Raw genomic sequence first — 19433 nt, forward strand, 5'->3', positions numbered from 1 at the left:
ACAGCTTATTAATTAACTTCACAATTTCTTGTTTTAGTTTGCTGTCTCAAGGGCTGCGTATACTACGCTACACTTTTTCATTCGTCAAGATCTTTTTTAAAAATTTTTGACCTTGCTCACTAACACTACTTTTGTCTGCTTATCGCTGACGCCGTGTCAGTGGATGCGCATTATAGGCGCTTCATTTTTTTTGGCAAGTGAAAAACTACAATTAATTAATCGTTCGGGTAAGCTTTAACCACCTAAAACGCTAATGCAATGATATTTATCAAGATTATATTCAGATAATTTTTTCATCAGTTTTTCGACATGTTGATTGCATTGTGTACTTAAGACAATATTATCTTTTGAAGACGACTGTTCTTGATTATTCAGATCAAATCGCTCATTAAGTAATGAAGTGACTCGAGCAGCTATTGCGTTTCCTGAATCTATAAAAGTTGTATGAGGAAAAAGTATTTTAAGCTCCTCCTCAATAAATGGATAATGAGTACAACCAAGAACAATAGTATCTGGAATGACAGATAACTCTAGCCACGGCTGCAATAGTGTCTCAAGTTGCTGCATATCAACAGCAATACCTTGTAATTTATTTTCTGCTATATGGGCTAATTCAGATAAACCAAGCAATTTAACATCACAATCTGGAGCAAACTCCTGAATTAAATTACTAGTATATGCTCTTTGTATAGTTGCTTTTGTTGCCAATAACCCTATACATTTATTTTTAGTAACTTTACTTGCAGGTTTAATTGCAGGCACTACTCCTACAATAGGAAAAGAAAACTTTGAACGTAAACTAGGTAAACAAATAGTACTTGCGGTATTACATGCAATTACGACTAAATCAATTGAATAGGTTTTGATGATTGTATCAATTATCTGGTTTACTCTTTTTATTAGAAACTCAGATGATTTATCGCCATAAGGAAACATTTCATTATCAAAAGCATAGATATAATGTAAATGAGGTATTTTATTGTGGATCTCATTATAGATAGATAATCCACCGATACCAGAATCAAAAACTAATACTGTTGGAGATTTTTTTACAATATTCATATGTAGTTAACGAAGGTTAAAAAATTAAACGAGCCATATCCTAAATTGATTAAAATTTTATGCAAGCAATTTTGTTTAAGGTATTACTGGCTTTTCATGGAATAAATCATTAAAATAGACGTCTAGATGGTAAAACTGCTAAACTTAAGCATCTTACATAATTATATTTAGAGCATTACACTAACTATATAAGTTAAAGAAGGTAAAACATGTCAGAATTTTTATTTACTTCAGAATCTGTATCAGAGGGGCATCCCGATAAAATAGCCGATCAAATATCTGATGCAGTTTTAGATGCTATCTTGGAACAAGATCCTAAAGCTCGCGTAGCTTGTGAAACTTACGTAAAAACTGGTATGGCATTAGTTGGTGGCGAAATTACAACTTCCGCATGGGTTGATATTGAAGAATTAACCAGAAAAACCATTAACGACATTGGTTATACCAGCTCAGAAATGGGCTTTGATGCTAATTCTTGCGCAGTTCTCAATGCAATTGGTAAACAATCACCCGATATTAATCAAGGTGTCGATCGACAAGATCCGTTGGAACAAGGGGCTGGTGACCAAGGTATCATGTTTGGTTATGCAACCAATGAAATGCCTAATTTAATGCCAGCGGCAATTAGTTATGCTCATGATCTTATGCGTCGTCAAGCTGAAGTGAGAAAAAATGGTACACTTCCATGGTTAAGACCTGATGCGAAAAGCCAAGTCACTTTAATTTACCAAAATGGAAAAATACAAGGTGTTGATACTGTGGTTTTATCCACTCAACATTCAGAAGGCATTGAACAAAAAGCTTTACATGAAGCTGTCATGGAAGAGATCATTAAACCAACTTTACCAAAAGAGTGGTTAACGTCAAGAACCAAATACTTTATAAACCCTACTGGGCGTTTTGTAATTGGCGGGCCTATGGGAGATTGTGGTTTAACGGGGCGAAAAATTATTGTTGATACCTATGGTGGTGCAGCTCGTCATGGTGGTGGCGCATTTTCTGGCAAAGATCCTTCAAAAGTAGACCGTTCCGCGGCTTACGCAGCAAGATATGTTGCTAAAAATATTGTTGCAGCCGGATTAGCTGATAAATGTGAATTACAAATTTCCTATGCGATTGGTGTTGCTAATCCTACATCAATCTATGTTAATACTTTTGGCACTGAAAAAATTGCTCAGGATAAAATCATCTCGCTAATCAAAGAATTTTTTGATTTAAGACCTTACGGATTAATTCAAATGCTTGATCTTATTCAACCAATTTATCAAAAAACGGCCACCTACGGTCATTTTGGCCGAGATATATTCCCATGGGAAAAAACGGATAAAGCAGCAATTCTTAGAGATGCAGCAGGATTATAAACGAATACCGATTTATCTCCATAATCAGGTGTTGGCTTGCTTAAGAACTCACTTAACCCAAGCCAACAATATATTAAATTCTCATTATAAAGAACCTAAAGTTAGTTATAAACCTAAAGGTAGTGTTGCAGGCTGCGCATTTTTGACTCGTTGGGAAATTCAACTCAATAGCATAATGCTTTTTGAAAATGGCGAAAAATTTATTGCTGAAGTAGTACCCCACGAATTGGCCCATCTCATTACTTATCAAAACTTTGGAAAAGTTAAACCACACGGTAAAGAATGGCAATATGTCATGTCTGAAATAATGAAGAAAGAACCGAAGGTTACTCATAATTTTCAGATTAAACGTAACGAATATGTTTATATTTGCAATTGCCAAGAACATTATTTATCAACAATACGACATAACAAAATTAGAAAGAATAAAACTAGTTATCAATGTCGTAAATGCGGTACTATACTCAAACTTAAAAATTGTATTTAATTTTGAAATAAATCATGCCTAATTTCGATACTCATTTTTACAAAAGCTCGATTTTCATTGTAATTTTAAGCCTTTGTCTCTATATCTTCGGTAACTTTTACATTCCATTATATGGAAAATTAACAGTTAGCTTAGTTGAACACTTACAATCATTGTTCTTATTATTTATGTGTTGTTACACATACTATTATGCGAAGAATGTCAAAAATCATGTAAATCTCTACAAATTTTGGATTTGGACAATTTTTTGGTGGTTTATGCTTTTTGGTCGAGGAATCAGTTGGGGGCGAGATTTTTTCCCTGACGTGCCGCGTTTTTATTACAAAATCATTGCTAGCATTATCATGGCAATACCCATGTTAAGTATATTTTTACCCACCATTCGTCGAGAAATAGCTCGTCGATATAAATATGAAACAATTCCTGTCTGGCATCTGTTTTTTGCCTTTCTGTTTTTAGGTATTGCCGATACGGCTGAACACCGTCGTTTAGGTTACCAATGGTTAGTTTTGGATCCCGAGCGCAAAGATCTTATTGAAGAGTTGATGGAGATTCCTTGTCTTTTGAGTCTTGCATTAACGACATTTTATCTGCAAAAAAATGAACAAAAGAGGTTAAACAAAACATGTTAAGCTATCGCCATAGCTATCACGCAGGAAATCACGCAGATGTATTAAAACATATTGTATTAACATTATGTATTAATGCATTGAAAGAAAAAGAAAAACCTTTTTTATATTTAGATACCCATTCTGGTGCCGGACGTTATTTACTACAAAGTGAGCATGCTGAAAAAACGGGAGAGTTTTTATCTGGAATCAATCTAATATGGCAACAATCTGATACGCCAGAATTACTTAATACTTATTTATCTGTGTTGAAGCGTTATAATCCTTTTGATAACTTGAAATATTATCTTGGCTCACCTTTAATTGCTAAACAACTATTAAGAGAACAGGACAAACTTAATCTTACCGAGCTTCACCCAACAGATTATCCCTTATTGAGACAGGAATTCAGTAAGGATAAGCGAGCTAAGGTATTAAGAGAAGATGGGTTTGCTCAATTAAAATCAAAATTACCGCCAGAGTCTAGACGTGGTATTATTTTGATAGATCCATCATATGAGATAAAAGATGATTACCACAAAATTCCGAAAGCGTTAGTTGAAGCATATAAACGTTTCGCTACCGGAGTTTATTTAATTTGGTATCCAGTTGTTTCGCGAACGCAAACTCAAAAGATGATAGATCAAATTGTAAATTCAGGTATTAAAAGAATTTCACAATTTGAATTTTCGGTAAAACCGGATAATAACCAGAAAGGTATGACGGCTTCAGGGATGATTGTGATCAATCCGCCTTGGAAGTTACAAGAACAGATGCAAACTATTATGCCTTGGTTAAAAAACATTCTTGATACTGAAAAAACCGGAAATTATCTTATCAAAGAGTTAGTGTCTGAATGATTTAAACTGTTTTTAAAATAAAAAATGCGAGAAATTCTCGCATTTTTTATTGATAATTCAGAAAAAACTAGATTCTAGATTAAGGAAAGAAGTGACAAGCAAAAAGATATATCCATAACGTCACAGTTAAAAGCAATGAAAGACAAACGGCTGCCGATCCATAATCTTTTGCTCGTCCAGATAATTCATGTCTTTCTGGCCCAATACGATCCACCACACATTCAATAGCACTATTGATCAGCTCAACAATCATTACCACACCAATTGAACCTAACAATAAAATCCGTTCATAGATTGAAAAATCGATCAGCATAACTATAACATAAGCAATTACTAACATAATCAATTCCTGACGGAATGCTGTTTCATTTTTTATTGCTGATTTAAATCCTTTTAATGAATATTTAAATGCATTAATTATGCGTTTTAATCCCTTGGGTTTATCCATTTTTTCATTCCATATTAGCGTACATAACCATAATTCATAAGGCGCTGGAAGCGTCTTTCAAGTAGTACCGGTAATTCTAAACTTTCTAATTCGTCAAGATCAGATAATAATTGCTTTTTAAGTGAAGCAGCAACCGCCGTATAATCACGATGTGCACCGCCTAGAGGTTCGGGTATAACCGCATCAATGAGTTTTAGCTTTATTAATTTATCTGCAGTCATATTCATTGCTTCAGCCGCTACTGGAGCTTTATCTGCACTCTTCCAAAGAATAGATGCACAACCTTCAGGAGAAATAACAGAATAAGTGCTATATTGCAGCATATTAACTTTATCCGCCACCCCTATTGCCAGAGCACCACCAGAACCACCTTCACCAATAACGGTGCAAATTGTTGGAACATTCAAACGAGACATTTCGCGTAAATTACGAGCAATCGCTTCAGCTTGGCCTCTTTCTTCTGCGCCAATACCAGGATAAGCACCTGGTGTATCAATAAATGTGATGATTGGAAGTTTAAAGCGCTCAGCCATTTGCATTAATCTTAGAGCTTTACGATAACCTTCAGGTGCGGGCATCCCGAAATTTCGATAAATTTTTTGTTTAGTCTCACGACCTTTTTGATGACCAATAACCATAACAGGGCGTTCATCAATGCGCGCTATCCCACCAACAATGGCTTTATCATCTGCGTAAGCACGATCACCTGCCAACTCGTCAAAATCGGTAAAAATTTCATTAATATAGTCTAATGTATAAGGTCGATTTGGGTGTCTAGCTAATTGAGCAACATCCCAAGGCGATAAATTTGAAAATATTTTTTTAGTCAATTCACGACTTTTTTGATTCAATTGTTTAATTTCTTTATCTAAATTGATATCTAATTCAACTTGTTGCGAATCAATATTCTTTAAGGAATTAATTTTTGCTTCTAATTCCGCTATCGGCTTTTCAAATTCCAAAAAATTATTCATAACGCTTATGATTGCCTCTTGTATTATTTGTATTTTGCTAAAATACATTACTAAATTTAGTATACTGACTATTTATTAAAATAGTATTAAGTCAATTTTACTATGTAATCGTTATTGAAGTCACCAATATTTATTATTAATGAACAACAACATTCCCAATAGTACAGTTAGTTTAAGACCGATTAACTGTAACCATAAAAAAATCCGTTTTAATTAATCAAACTCAAAATCCACACGATCATTGCCTAATAAGGTTTTCAACTCTATTATTAGTGCATCTTCCGGTACAATTCGCCAAGTTGTGCCAAATTGCAGGCGTACCACAGAATCTTCTCGATGATAATAGAGATTAATCGGTACACTACCATGTCGATAGGGTTCTATAATTTGTTGTAATCGTTGTAAATTAGCTCGATTAACTTCAACATCCGTTAAGGTAATAGCTAATCCCTTAACATATTTAGCTCTAGCATCTTTTAAGTCGACGATATCACGAACGGACAACTTAAATCCACCATTAAAATCGTCATGACTTACTTGACCTGAAACAATTAAAATTTTATCTTTTACCAATAAATGACCAAACTTCTCTAACGCATCAGAAAAAAGCAAACCATCGATACGTCCAGATCTATCATCTAAAGTAAGTAAACCAATTTTATTACCCTTTTTAGTAATTCGAACTCTTGTATCAGCTACAATACCAGCAAAAGTTGCTGTTTTTCCCCATCCAGTCGGGGCTGCTTCACTTATTCGCACACCACCAGAATATCGATTAAGTTCTTTTAAATATTGGGTAACTGGATGACCAGTTAAATATAAACCTAAGGCTTCACGTTCACCATCAAGTAAAACTTGTTCGGGTAATTCAGGAACAGCAGCATACGCATTTTCAACTTGTTCGGGCTCTTCGGCTAATACACCAAACATATCTTCTTGCCCAATGTTTTGCGCTTTAGCATATTGATCTGCTGCCTGCATCGCATCATTAATACTATGTAAAATAGCTGCTCTATGTGGGCCCAATTTATCAAAAGCCCCTGCCATAGTTAATTTCTCTAGGACACGTCGGTTAATTTTTTTCATATCAGTTCGAGCACAAAGCTCAAAGATATTTTTAAAATATCCGCCGCTATTACGCGCCTCTACAATTGCTTCAATCGGCCCCTCACCAACACCTTTTATAGCACCAATACCATAAACAATTTCCCCTTTATCATTCACATGGAAATGGTAAAGGCCACTGTTAATATCAGGCGGATTTACTTGCAATCCCATCCTTAAACATTCATCAACAAGCCCAACAATTTTATCGGTATTATCCATATCAGCAGTCATCACTGCTGCCATAAATTCGGCGGGATAATGGGTTTTTAACCATAATGTTTGATATGAAACCAGTGCATAAGCAGCCGAGTGAGATTTATTAAAACCATAGCCAGCAAACTTTTCAACCAGATCGAAGATGTGCATGGATAGTTCACCATCAACACCCTGTTTTTCCGCGCCTTCTTTGAAGACCGAGCGCTGTTTAGCCATCTCTTCCGGTTTTTTCTTACCCATCGCTCGGCGAAGCAAATCAGCACCGCCTAGCGTATAACCAGATAACGTCTGGGCAATTTGCATAACCTGTTCTTGATATAAAATTATGCCATAGGTTGGTTCTAAAATCGGTTTAAGGGATTCATGTTGATGATTAATATCTGGATATGATACTTCCTCCCGTCCATGTTTACGGTCAATAAAGTTATCTACCATACCTGATTGTAACGGGCCCGGTCTAAATAACGCCACTAACGCGATCATATCTTCAAAACAGTCAGGTTTTAAGCGTCTAATCAAGTCTTTCATGCCACGCGATTCCAATTGGAAGACCGCTGTTGTTTCGGCTTTTAATAATAGTTGGAATGATTCTTCATCATCAAGAGGAATGCGAGTAATATCTACTGGTGATTTACCATCTTTCAACCGGCGCTCATTAATCATTTTAATCGCCCAATCAATAATGGTTAAGGTACGTAACCCTAAGAAGTCAAATTTAACCAGTCCAGCATATTCAACATCATTCTTATCAAATTGCGTTACCGGATGATGACCTTCAGCATCGCAATAAATAGGTGAAAAATCAGTGATCTTCGTCGGAGATATTACTACGCCACCAGCATGTTTACCGGCATTTCGAGTTACCCCTTCCAACTGTCTGGCGATATCAATAAGCGATTTAATTTCTTCGTTGTTATCATAAAGTTCTTGAAGTTGCGGTTCAATCTCAAATGCCTTAGCTAATGTCATCCCCGGATCAGGTGGAATTAATTTTGATATTCGATCGACAAATCCATAAGGATGACCTAAAACTCGCCCTACATCACGAATAACAGCTTTAGCCGCCATTGTACCAAAAGTAATAATTTGCGATACCGCATCACGACCATACATATCAGCAACGTGATCAATAACCATATCACGCTTTTCCATACAAAAGTCGACATCAAAATCCGGCATTGAAACCCGTTCAGGATTCAAAAAACGTTCGAAAAGTAGATCAAATGCTAATGGGTCTAAATCAGTGATCTTTAAAGCATAAGCAACTAAAGAACCCGCTCCTGATCCGCGTCCTGGTCCAACAGGAATATCATTATCTTTTGACCATTGAATAAACTCCATGACGATCAGAAAGTAACCAGGGAACCCCATTTGATTAATTACGTTTAATTCGGTTTCCAATCGTTCATCATATTCAGGACGTCGCTGCTTTCGCACTTCTGGATCAGGAAAAAGAAAAGCTAATCGTTCTTCTAGACCTTGACGCGATTTGTGTACCAAAAAATCTTCGGTCGACATATCACCGGTAGGAAATTGCGGTAAAAAATATTCACCGAGACGAATAGTTACATTACATCGTTTAGCTATTTCAACACTATTTTCCAATGCTTCAGGAATGTCGGAAAACAATTTACACATCTCTTGTTCTGAACGCAAATATTGCTCAGATGAGTAATTTTTCGGTCTATTTGGATCGTCAAGTGTATTACCATCATGAATCGCGACGCGAATTTCATGCGCTTCAAAATCAGAAGGAGTCAAGAAACGAACATCATTAGTTGCCACAACGGGTAAAGAATATTGTTCAGCTAATTTAATAGCACTATGAATAAATAACTCTTCATTAGCGCGATTGGTACGAACTAATTCAAAATAGAAATGTTGGCTGAAATGATCTAAATAATAATTGACCGCCTCATCAATAATCGCTTGATTATCACGAATAACACCAATACCAATATCACTTTCCCGACCAGCTAATATGATTAATCCATCTCGATGATGAGTTAACCATTCTTGATCAACAACTGGCATATCACCGATATAACCTCGCTGATAAGCTTTTGAAATTAGCATTGTAAGATTTTGATAGCCAGTATTATTAGCTGCTAATATCGTTAATCGATAAATATCATCATTTAATTGTGGACTTTTAACTGCTAAGTCAGCACCAATAATGGGTTTTATGCCTTTTCCCATGGCAGAACCATAGAACTTAACGAGTCCGCAAAGATTGGTAAAATCAGTAATCGCAAAAGCAGGCATTTGCAATTTGCTTATTTCATTGACTAAGGCACCGACTTTAGCGATGCCGTCAACCATTGAAAAATCGCTATGCAAATGAAGATGAATAAACTTAGGTTCGGTCATATTTACCAAAATGATTACACAAAAAATTAGCTACAATTATAGCATAAACTAGATGAATATTCTTATTGTCTTTATTTATCGCAAAATCAGCCAATCAAGCAATTAGTAAAACTTCCGTTAAAAAAATAACGGAAGTTAAGCAAATTTATCTGGATCAATGCTAAAAATTATTTGCGGCGTAAACCTTCAGCATTAGCTGCTTTTATTGCTGCGAATACTGTTTCTGGAGAAATTTCAGCTGGAGAATTATGAATTGATTCACCTTGCGCACAAGCTAAAGTTGCCACTTGCATTAAATCATCATCGCTAACATTAGCTAAGCCAATTTCTGCTAGCGTAGTTGGCAACCCTACGGACTGACAAAAATGATAAACTGTCTCTATCATCTGTGGCTCACTATCAATTAACATTAACATAGCTAGGGTACCAAACGCCACTTTTTCACCATGCCAATACTGATGCGTTGCTTCTAATGCGGTAAATCCATTATGAATGGCATGAGCAGCTGAAAGCCCACCACTTTCAAATCCTAATCCAGAAAGTAGTGTATTGGCTTCAATCACATGTTCCAGTGCAGAGGTTACTACTTTTTGTTCACAAGCATTTTTAGCCTGAACACCATATTTTAACAATATTTCAAAACAAAATTTTGCTAGGGCAAAGGCGGTGATTGGACCTGGTCGTCCGGTCATATTTCCGGCTTTTGATTGTCGACAATCTTCGGCTTCAAACCAAGTTGCTAAAGCATCACCCATACCTGCAACTAAAAATCTTGCAGGCGCATTAGCAATAACTTTTGAATCAACTAAAACGACATCAGGATTTCTTGGTAACACAAAATAGCGTTTAAATTCACCTGTTGAGGTATAAATTACTGATAAAGCACTACAAGGCGCATCGGTTGAAGCTAGTGTTGGCACAACAACACATGGATAATGAATAGTCGCGGCTACCGCTTTTGCTGTATCAATAACCTTACCTCCACCTATACCAACAATCACATCAATATTTTGAGCTTTAGCTAACTCAATAATTCTTGTAATCTCTTCGTCACTACACTCTCGGTTAAAAATATCAACAACACTTTCAATCTTACCGGATAGTGATTTTTCGATAGTTTTAGATAAATTTTTGTGGGCAGATGGACTTTCCAACAATAACGCTTTTTTACCTAGCCTCGCTAATTCTTCGCCTAAACTATTTTCAATGGCATTAAAACCTTGAATGTAACGATTAGGGAAAAGTGCAGTAGTAATCATAATAACAACTCCTAAAAATTAAAAAAATCTTGCATAGATAAATCTTATTACCATTATTCAGAAAAATATTTTTTATCCATGTGGCTATGTTCAAACATACGCTTTTATTATGAATAAGCTACTAAATATTTTTAAAAATGAGGTATATGCCACATTTTTTATTATGAAAAGTATTGTCAAAAGATTAAAACAGATGATTCCCATCACTAAACCGTGATGGGAAGAAAGGAGATTAGATCTTCTTGAATAAAACTGAACCGTTGGTACCACCGAAACCAAATGAATTACAAAGAGCATATTCTAAGTTTTTCACTTGACGAGCTGTATGGGGAACATAATCCAGATCACAACCCTCATCAGGGTTATCAAGATTAATTGTTGGTGGAACAGCCTGATCTCGTAAGGCAAGCACTGTAAAGATAGATTCAACGGCACCTGCTGCACCTAATAAATGCCCAATCATTGATTTAGTTGAACTTACCATTACTTTATTAGCGTTTTCTTGGAAAATACTTTTAACTGCCTGAGTTTCAGCTTTGTCACCAGCCGGAGTTGATGTACCATGAGCATTAATATAACCAATTTGTTCAGGTGTTATACCTGCATCACGAATTGCACATTTCATGGCTAATGCTGCTCCACTACCATCAGCTGGAGGTGAAGTCATATGATAAGCATCACCACTCATACCAAAGCCAACTACTTCAGCATAAATTTTAGCACCACGCTTTTTAGCATGTTCATATTCTTCTAGGAACATAATACCTGCCCCATCACCCAGTACAAAACCATCACGGTCTTTATCCCATGGGCGACTTGCAGCTTTTGGATTATCATTATTCGTTGATAATGCTCTAGCGGCACCAAAACCGCCTATACCAAGAGGAGTACTCGCTTTTTCACCGCCTCCAGCTAACATCGCATCAGCATCACCATAAGCAATCATACGAGCTGCATGGCCAATATTATGTACACCAGAAGAGCAAGCAGTAGCAATAGTAATACTTGGACCTTTTAATCCATAAATAATGGATAAATGACCTGCAATCATATTAACTATAGTTGAAGGCACAAAAAATGGACTAATTTTGCGTGGACCACCATTAACTAATGCACTATGATTTTCTTCAATTAATCCTAGTCCACCAATACCTGAACCGATAGCACAACCGATGCGCTCAGCATTTTCTTCTGTAATTTCAATGCCCGCGTCTTGCATTGCCTGCATACCTGCAGCAATACCATATTGGATAAAATAATCCATTTTACGTGCATCTTTACGTGAAATATTATAATCTTCGCCATTAAAGTCTTTAACCATCGCTGCGAAGCGCGTTGCAAAAGGGGCTGTATCAAAGTGTTCTATAAGTTCTACTCCACTTTGACCTGCTAATAAAGCTTGCCAAGTAGAATCAACTGTATTACCTACTGGAGATATCATGCCCATTCCAGTAACAACAACTCTGCGTTTAGACACATTGTCCTCCAGAAAAGGATTGAAATGAAATTTGAATCATTGAAATTTTTATTATCAGTTTTCAGAACTAACTTATGCCAAATTCTTTTTTTGGAAAATAGCGACATAAATACAAACTAGGCGATCATTTGACCGCCTATTATGAAAACTCTGCCAACCTTATTGATTTGCAGTAATGTAATCGATTGCTGATTGTACAGTTGTAATTTTTTCAGCTTCTTCATCAGGAATTTCAGTATCAAATTCTTCTTCTAAAGCCATAACTAATTCAACTGTATCAAGAGAGTCAGCGCCAAGATCTTCAACGAAAGAAGATTCATTTTTAACTTCGTCCTCTTTCACACCAAGTTGCTCAACAATAATTTTCTTAACTCGCTCTTCAATAGTGCTCATACTCTTTTTTTTCCTATAAATATCGCCGAAAGTGGCGGTGAATGTAAGTTTATAAAATGTTGAAAAAGATGCCAATCATTTTTCAACCCAATTGCTTAATTTTTGTTCAAAAAGTAAATTATTGGTTCATTTTACACTATTCTGATGAATTACACCATATACATGCCACCATTGACATGCAAAGTTTCACCAGTGATGTAAGATGCCTCATCAGAAGCCAAGAACGCAACTGCATTAGCAATTTCAGCTGGTTCACCTAAACGCCCTGCTGGTACTTGCGCTAATGTTAACGCTTTTTGTTCATCAGTTAATGCTTCTGTCATATCAGTTGCAATGAATCCTGGGGCGACTACATTTACCGTAATACCTCTAGATGCAACTTCACGTGCTAGTGATTTACTAAATCCAATTAATCCAGCTTTTGCCGCCGCATAGTTAGCTTGGCCTGCATTGCCCATAGTCCCAACAACAGATCCTATAGTAATGATTCTACCATAACGTTTTTTCATCATAGTACGCATTAATGCTTTTGATAAACGAAATACCGATGTTAAATTAGTATCTAAAATATCTTGCCATTCATCTTCTTTCATTCGCATTAATAAATTATCACGGGTAATACCGGCATTATTAACTAGAATATCGATATCGCCAAATTCCGTTTTAATGGCATTAATGGTTGATTCAATCGATGCTTCGTCGGTCACATTTAGCGCTAAACCTTTACCGTTAGAGCCTAAATAATCACTTATGGCTTGGGCACCTTTTTCTGTTGTTGCAGTTCCAATTACGGTAGCACCACAAGCAACTAATTTTTCTGCAATTGCTTTACCAATTCCACGGCTGGCACCTGTGACTAAAGCAATTTTTCCTGATAGGTTCATAACTACCCCTTTTATCATTTATTTAGTATTTTCTATCGCAACATCTAATGACGCTTTATCATTAACAGCGCAAGCTGATAATGAATCAACAATTCGTTTAGTTAAACCAGTTAATACTTTACCTGGTCCCATTTCCACTAACAGTGTTACTCCTTGTTTTGCCATTTCTTCAACGCTTTCAGTCCAACGAACAGGACTATATAGCTGAGCTATTAATGCGGCTTTAATTTTTTCTGCTGATGTTTCAACTTTAACATCGACATTATTAATTACCGCAAACTTAGGAGTATTGAATGTAATATCATTTAAAGTTATCGCTAATTTATCAGCAGCAGGTTTCATTAAGGCACAATGAGAAGGTACACTAACTGCAAGCGGTAATGCACGTTTAGCACCAGCCTCTTTACAAAGCGCCCCTGCGCGTTCAACCGCTTCTTTATTACCGGCTATAACAACTTGGCCTGGTGAATTGAAATTAACTGGTGCAACAACTTGACCTTGAGCCGCTTGTTCACATGCTTTTTGAATTGAATCGTTATCTAAACCAATAATAGCAAACATCGCGCCAGTACCACTTGGTACCGCTTCTTGCATTAGTTTTCCACGTAATTCAACTAATTTAATAGAATCTTTAAAATCAATTACGCCGGCACATACCAATGCGGAGTATTCTCCTAAACTGTGACCAGACATAAATTCAGGTTGAGCACCATTTATACTTTGCCAAACACGGTAAATAGCTACCGATGAAGCAAGTAATGCCGGTTGAGTTTGCCACGTTTTATTGAGTTCTTCAGCTGGCCCCTCTTGCACTAAAGCCCATAAATCATAACCTAACACTTGTGACGCTTCATCAAAAGTTGACTTAACAACTGGATAGTTTTCCGCAAGATCTTTTAACATACCTACAGCTTGTGAGCCTTGTCCTGGAAATACCATTGCAAATTTGGTCATTTTTGAAATCCTTGATTACCTAAAATAAGTTATAAATTAAAATTTAACGAGTGCCGAACCCCAAACAAAACCACCACCGAAAGCTTCTAATAAAATTAATTGCCCTCGCTTAATACGGCCATCTCGTACCCCAGTATCTAAAGCACAAGGCACGGACGCGGCAGAAGTATTGCCTTGTTTATCAAGCGTCACAATAACCTTACTCATATCCATATCAAGGCGTTTAGCCGTTGCTGAAATAATACGTAAATTAGCCTGATGAGGAACTAACCAATCTAAATCTGATTTCTTAAATGCATTTTCGTTCAAAAGTTCATCGACTAAATTTGAAAGTTCTTTGACCGCAATTTTGAATACTTCATTACCTTGCATTGTCATATAGACAGGATCATTCAATGAACGACGATCGACATAGGGATATTTTAATAGTTCACCATAACGACCATCCGCATGAAGATGAGAAGCAATAATTCCAGGTTCTTGAGAAGCACCGACCACAACCGCGCCCGCACCATCACCAAAAATAATAATTGTACCGCGATCATTTGGATTAACACCGCGAGTTAACATATCTGAGCCAACAACTAAAGCATATTTAATTGCACCGCTTTTTACATATTTATCCGCAATATCTAGCGCATAGATAAATCCTGAACAAGCTGCCGATACATCAAATGCAATTACATCACCCAGTTCCAATTTAGCTTGTAATTCAGTAGCAGAACTAGGAAAAGCATTAACCGAGGTGGCTGTTGCAACAATAATTAAACCAATTTCTTGTTTATCAATATCAGCCATTTCAATCGCGTTAATCGCTGCTTCATAAGCCATACTCGTAACGGTTTCATCGGGTGCGGCAATACGTCTCTCTTTAATACCAGTACGAGTTGTTATCCACTCGTCACTAGTATCCACCATCTTTTCAAGATCGGCATTGGTTCTTATTTGTTTTGGAAGGTAACTTCCTGTTCCTAATATCTTTGTATACATCTAATTATTCGCTCTTAGGTAGTGCGGAAGAAAGACTGTTGGCAATCTTCTCAGGTATATTGGTTTCGATAGCTAAAATAGCTTGTTCAATGGCTGCAAAAAAAGATTTTTGATTGGCACTACCGTGACTTTTAATCACAATACTTTGAAGTCCAAGTAAACAGGCGCCATTATATCGTCCTGGGTCTAAATAACCAAAATTTTTTACTATTTTTCGTTGCAGCCATTTACTCAACAATTTCATAATTAATGAATTATGCCCTAACAGCATTTTGAATGATGACATAAAAATTTTGATCAATCCTTCTACGGTTTTTAACGTCACATTACCCACAAAACCATCACAAACAAGCACATCGGTTTTACCAGTTAACAACTCGTTACCTTCTAAATAACCGATATAATTGATTTGATCATTGGCTTTCAAAATAGACGCCGCAGCACGAATTTTATCTAATCCCTTAATATCTTCTTCACCAATATTAAGTAAGGCAACCCGCGGATTTTCAATATGCAGCACTGACTTTGCTAAAATTTCGCCCATTATGGCAAATTGCACTAACATATCACTATCGCATTCTGCATTAGCCCCTAAATCGAGCACAACTGTATTTTGATTATTCAAAGCAGGAATAGTTGCAACTAACGCCGGTCGATCGATGCCAGTTAATGAATGCAATAATAACTTTGATAGCCCCATCAGTGCACCGGTATTACCAGCACTGACACAAGCCTGAGCTTTATTGCTTTTTACTAACTCCAATGCAATTCTCATTGAGGAGCCCTGACTATGTCTAATTGCATATGATGGCTTCATATCATTAGTAATAATCGAAGTAGATTCAGTTATCATCAAACGACCACATTCTTGATATTGGCTAACCAGCTTTGCATTTTCTTTAGACAAAAAGGCGTTGACTTCCTTTAAATCACCGATAAGGAAGATAGAGAGGTTTGGATAATGGTGTAATGCTTGAATTGCAGCAGGAACAACAATACGAGGACCGAAGTCCCCGCTCATAGCATCTAACGCAATGGTTAGATTATCCAAAGTGTCACCTGAAGATTTCTAATTACTAAGTAATTATTTAGAAATCACTTTACGACCACGATAATAACCATCAGCGGTTACGTGATGACGTAAATGTGTTTTTCCTGATTCATCAACTGAGATATTAGCAACAGTTAATGCATCATGAGAACGACGCATACCACGTTTTGCACGAGTTTTACGATTCTGTTGAACAGCCATGGATTTACCCCTTATTCTTTAAACTAACTAAAATTGCAAATGGATTTGGTTTTTCATTCTCCGCTGGAATTTCACCAAATACCATATCTGCCTCTGACACTTCGCAGTGTTTACTATCATGCACCGGGACAATTGGTAAAGAGAGAATAATTTCGTCCTCAATTAACGCTAATATATCTACTTCACCAAACTCGTTAACTAAAACGGGCTCATAATGTTCCGGTAATGTCTCTGCTTGAGCATCGCTCTTAACAGGACTAAATTTATTCATCACATGAACTTCAGTGATAAAAGGTTTAAAACAACGCTGACAAATTTGTTCTAGCGTCATTTTTGCATCAATGGTGATAACGCAAAGTCTTTGCTCATCAAAATCAAAAGACAAATGACATTCGATATCACTTTTTGGACTTTCAATCCTCGTTGCACTTTGAGCTGGATAATATCCAATATAATCAAGTCGTTTTTGTGCTGCTTTGATTGGGTCAATTGTTAATGGTAATTTATTTTGCATAAGATATGCACCCCAACCTTAAAAATTATTAAGTGTAGCTAAAAACCACACAAAGCCATAAGGCGCGCATCTTACCCTTAAATCACTGTTTCGTCAATGGGCAAGCACAAGATAATTTGTTTTAATTTTTGATTATTTTCTTAATATTTATAAGTTTTATTTTACTTCATAATTAGCAAAAAAAATATTGAAGGAAGTTTTTTTTGCGTCAAAAATCGTTATTTATTTAACCATTACCTAACAATTTTTATTCACTTGATAAAATTCCATTTTCAATTTTAAATTAAAACGAATTAATTATGATAATCGCCCAAAACTATCTTTCACTATAGCTTGAAAATCATCAAAGTTACGACTGTTTAATAACCGCTTAGTTGATCTCTCTTTAACAAAATTGACGACTAAGTTATAAATTCGCATCGCATCTTCATATTCATCTTTGCTAATTGCTAATAAGAAAATAACATGCGCAATTTCATTTTTATTCCATTCAATGCCTTGAGGAGCCAAAATAGTGGTAACTACTGTCTTTTTGGCCAACAACCCAACTGAATGTGGAATGGCAATATTTTCTCCGATTAAGGTTGATACAATACTTTCTCGCTCTACTACAGATGGATAAAAGTCCTGTCCCACATATCCGGACTCCTCAAGCCGCTGACAAACCATCTGAAACAGTTCACTTTGTGTCATCGGTTTATCAATAATTAGGAAAAACTTTTCATTAAAAAAACGCTCAATAATATATGGCATAGTGCGATCAACCATAGATAAACGTCCTAATTGTTCAAGTTGATAAGGCGTTGGAAACGGTGCAATTTTCACTATTTGTTTATCTTTTTCGGTTAAGCGAACGGTTGATACCACAAAGTCTTCCTCAATATTGGTTAACTGTTCATACTCTCGATAAGATAGTGTACGGTTGATTAAAATATGCGGAAAATCGCGGTTAATTTTTGATTCAATCATGCGCATAGTTGCGTTACCTAATTCACTAACCAGTAAAATTTGCACTAATCTTTCATATCCAGCACTATAATTACGCTCCAATGCCACACCAATATGAATTGCTAAATAACTAATTTCATCTTCAGTCATTTCAACATCCGTAAATTTATGAATATTCGCTAATGCCGATAAAGTAATATCATAAGCAAAAGGATAATATTGTTTAATTTCATGTAATATTGGATTGAAAGTACGAATTTGGTATTTTATGCGAGATAGCATTGATGAAATATGAATTAGCATATCTTGGCGTAACTTCATATCCTGTTTTAAATTATAGTGATAAGAATCATTAATATAAGACAAGATATGTTCAAATAGCTCTAAACTTTTGGCTTGGTTAGGCGATTCCATAATAGTGCGCGACATAATCTGCACACATAAATAGTTAAATTCGGGTTCTGAAAGAGTGTTACCTAAAAAATAGGAGAAACCTTCAGAAACCTCACGCGCAGCGCCAATAACTGTCGAATCAATATTATCGACTTGATATTCTACTAATTCATGCCCTTGTGTAATTCTGGTGATTGAAACGGCACAACAATAGAGCAGATACCCTTGACCTTCCGAAGTTAATTTTAATTCAAAACGTTCAAACTGATTTTGTAGTACACTTTCCAGATAATCTAAATCAATATCAGATAATATCGCCTGAATTAGCCGAGTGAAATTAATAGTGTCTCCTGTTATATGATGTTGCCATAAAATATCAGTTAAACACGCTCGAATAGCCGATTCCTCACCAACTAATCGTATACCAGAATAAGGACGATTTTCCAACGATAAATGGTATTTATCTAGATATTGCTTAACTTCAATAACATCATTTTGTAATGTATTGCGGCTTAAAAACCATTCACCAGCAATATCATCCAACTTTACTGATTTTGATTGGGTTAAAAATGCAATCAATAAGGCGGAAACGCGTTCTTTATTAGTCCGAGGAACCCGTTCTATTTGCTGAACAATCGGTATGGTTGCATACAAATTAGAATCGGATATGACAAGATGATAACCAACGTTCTTAACATAATCAACTTTAGCACCATAAGTGTGTAATATATCGTTAAGAGCAACAATATCTGAACGAATAGTTCTTATTGATACTGAAAAACGATTTGCTAACTCTTTTTGAGGTAGCAATTCGTTTTTTATCGTATCAAAAATATACGCTAGTCGTTGATAGGGAAATAGCAATTTAGATGCCAT

At 36.1% G+C, this 19433-nt stretch carries 18 protein-coding genes; 4 read left to right on the forward strand and 14 right to left on the reverse strand.

All coding sequences use genetic code 11. The features are described 5' to 3' along the window. Positions 1-234: 234 nt before the first annotated feature. Positions 235-1062, reverse strand: a complete 828-nt coding sequence (gene murI / locus DKK79_RS11870; RefSeq protein ID WP_110424277.1) for a glutamate racemase — start codon at positions 1060-1062, stop codon at positions 235-237. 209 nt (positions 1063-1271) lie between these two features. Between murI and metK the strand changes: the two genes are divergently transcribed. The 4 genes from metK to DKK79_RS11890 all read left to right on the forward strand — a co-directional run bounded on the left by metK (position 1272) and on the right by DKK79_RS11890 (position 4378). After that, positions 1272-2423, forward strand: a complete 1152-nt coding sequence (gene metK, locus DKK79_RS11875; protein WP_110424278.1) for a methionine adenosyltransferase — start codon at positions 1272-1274, stop codon at positions 2421-2423. Further along, a complete protein-coding gene (locus tag DKK79_RS11880) occupies positions 2407-2910 on the forward strand; it encodes a SprT family zinc-dependent metalloprotease (protein ID WP_110424279.1) in 504 nt (167 codons plus the stop codon). Before metK ends, DKK79_RS11880 begins: the two co-directional genes overlap by 17 nt. Positions 2911-3167: 257 nt before the next feature. Next, positions 3168-3542: a hypothetical protein gene (locus DKK79_RS11885; protein ID WP_110424280.1), complete on the forward strand. Its 375-nt coding sequence runs from the start codon at positions 3168-3170 to the stop codon at positions 3540-3542. After that, positions 3536-4378, forward strand: a complete 843-nt coding sequence (locus tag DKK79_RS11890; RefSeq protein WP_110424281.1) for a 23S rRNA (adenine(2030)-N(6))-methyltransferase RlmJ — start codon at positions 3536-3538, stop codon at positions 4376-4378. The genes DKK79_RS11885 and DKK79_RS11890 overlap by 7 nt, the downstream gene beginning before the upstream one ends. A 79-nt stretch (positions 4379-4457) precedes the next feature. On the opposite strand, the gene DKK79_RS11895 is transcribed toward DKK79_RS11890, so the two are convergent. The 13 genes from DKK79_RS11895 to DKK79_RS11955 all read right to left on the reverse strand — a co-directional run bounded on the left by DKK79_RS11895 (position 4458) and on the right by DKK79_RS11955 (position 19433). After that, the gene (locus tag DKK79_RS11895; protein WP_110424282.1) at positions 4458-4826 is read right to left on the reverse strand and encodes a diacylglycerol kinase; all 369 of its coding nucleotides are present in this window, start codon (positions 4824-4826) and stop codon (positions 4458-4460) included. 14 nt (positions 4827-4840) lie between these two features. Beyond that, complete coding sequence (accA, locus tag DKK79_RS11900) at positions 4841-5800, reverse strand: acetyl-CoA carboxylase carboxyl transferase subunit alpha (RefSeq protein WP_220019267.1); 960 nt, start codon at positions 5798-5800, stop codon at positions 4841-4843. A gap of 213 nt (positions 5801-6013) precedes the next feature. Then, the gene (gene dnaE, locus DKK79_RS11905; RefSeq protein ID WP_110424284.1) at positions 6014-9493 is read right to left on the reverse strand and encodes a DNA polymerase III subunit alpha; all 3480 of its coding nucleotides are present in this window, start codon (positions 9491-9493) and stop codon (positions 6014-6016) included. A 167-nt stretch (positions 9494-9660) separates the two neighbouring features. Next, the gene (locus DKK79_RS11910) at positions 9661-10752 is read right to left on the reverse strand and encodes a glycerol dehydrogenase (protein ID WP_110424285.1); all 1092 of its coding nucleotides are present in this window, start codon (positions 10750-10752) and stop codon (positions 9661-9663) included. Positions 10753-10984: 232 nt separating this feature from the next. Then, positions 10985-12229: a beta-ketoacyl-ACP synthase II gene (gene fabF / locus DKK79_RS11915; RefSeq protein WP_110424286.1), complete on the reverse strand. Its 1245-nt coding sequence runs from the start codon at positions 12227-12229 to the stop codon at positions 10985-10987. 159 nt (positions 12230-12388) lie between these two features. Then, entirely contained in the window at positions 12389-12622 is a 234-nt protein-coding gene (acpP, locus tag DKK79_RS11920) for an acyl carrier protein (protein WP_025316503.1), read from the reverse strand. 149 nt (positions 12623-12771) lie between these two features. Then, positions 12772-13506, reverse strand: a complete 735-nt coding sequence (fabG, locus tag DKK79_RS11925; protein WP_110424287.1) for a 3-oxoacyl-ACP reductase FabG — start codon at positions 13504-13506, stop codon at positions 12772-12774. A gap of 18 nt (positions 13507-13524) precedes the next feature. Next, positions 13525-14460: an ACP S-malonyltransferase gene (fabD, locus tag DKK79_RS11930; protein ID WP_110424288.1), complete on the reverse strand. Its 936-nt coding sequence runs from the start codon at positions 14458-14460 to the stop codon at positions 13525-13527. A gap of 36 nt (positions 14461-14496) precedes the next feature. Continuing rightward, the gene (locus DKK79_RS11935; RefSeq protein WP_110424289.1) at positions 14497-15450 is read right to left on the reverse strand and encodes a beta-ketoacyl-ACP synthase III; all 954 of its coding nucleotides are present in this window, start codon (positions 15448-15450) and stop codon (positions 14497-14499) included. A gap of 4 nt (positions 15451-15454) precedes the next feature. Next, on the reverse strand, positions 15455-16501 hold the full coding sequence (gene plsX, locus DKK79_RS11940) for a phosphate acyltransferase PlsX (protein ID WP_110424290.1): 1047 nt from the start codon (positions 16499-16501) through the stop codon (positions 15455-15457). A 33-nt stretch (positions 16502-16534) separates the two neighbouring features. Further along, the gene (gene rpmF / locus DKK79_RS11945; protein ID WP_025316508.1) at positions 16535-16702 is read right to left on the reverse strand and encodes a 50S ribosomal protein L32; all 168 of its coding nucleotides are present in this window, start codon (positions 16700-16702) and stop codon (positions 16535-16537) included. A gap of 4 nt (positions 16703-16706) precedes the next feature. After that, a complete protein-coding gene (gene yceD / locus DKK79_RS11950) occupies positions 16707-17216 on the reverse strand; it encodes a 23S rRNA accumulation protein YceD (protein WP_110424291.1) in 510 nt (169 codons plus the stop codon). 297 nt (positions 17217-17513) lie between these two features. Beyond that, positions 17514-19433: a BglG family transcription antiterminator gene (locus DKK79_RS11955; protein WP_110424292.1), complete on the reverse strand. Its 1920-nt coding sequence runs from the start codon at positions 19431-19433 to the stop codon at positions 17514-17516.

It is taken from the genome of Gilliamella apicola, assembly GCF_003202915.1.
GTDB classification, from domain to species: domain Bacteria; phylum Pseudomonadota; class Gammaproteobacteria; order Enterobacterales; family Orbaceae; genus Gilliamella; species Gilliamella apicola_Q.